Raw genomic sequence first — 465 nt, 5'->3', positions numbered from 1 at the left:
AAGAAAGGAAAAGGAAAAAGGATGAAAGAAAAGGAAGAAGGAAAGGAGAAAGTGAGGAAGGAAGGGAAGAAAGAGGAAAGGAAGAGGGAGAAAAGAAAAAAAGGGAGAAGGAAGGAGAGGAGGAGGAGGAGAGGGGGGGGAAAAAAAAAGAGGAGGGGAGGGAAGGGAGGAAAGGGGGGGGAAAGAAAAAGGAAGAGAAAAGAGGAAGAGAGAGAGGGAAAAGAGGAGAGGAGGAGGAAGAGGGAGAGGGGGAGAAGAGAAAGGAGAGGGAAGAGAAAGAGGGGGGGGAAGAAGGAAAGAAAGGGGAAAAGAGAGGGAGAGAGAAAAAGAAAGAAGAAGGGGAAAAGGGGAGGGGAAAAAGGGAGGAGAAAAGGAAGGGAAAGAAGGAGAAAAAGAAGAAAAAAAAAAGGGGAGGAAGGAGAGGGAAAAAGGAAGAAAGGAGGAGAAAAAGAGGGGAAGGAGGGA

The 465-nt window shown here is 47.3% G+C and carries 1 protein-coding gene; it reads left to right on the top strand.

Annotated elements, in window-relative coordinates; all coding sequences use genetic code 11:
• Positions 1 to 21: 21 nt before the first annotated feature.
• On the top strand, positions 22 to 465 hold a 444-nt coding region (locus KH400_RS29665), incomplete at its 3' end, for a hypothetical protein (protein ID WP_217227965.1).

Origin of the sequence: Desertibacillus haloalkaliphilus (genome assembly GCF_019039105.1) — a bacterium.
GTDB lineage: Bacteria > Bacillota > Bacilli > Bacillales > KJ1-10-99 > Desertibacillus > Desertibacillus haloalkaliphilus.
The sequence above is the reverse complement of the archived record's forward strand: the minus strand, read 5'-3'. Positions and strand labels throughout refer to the sequence as shown.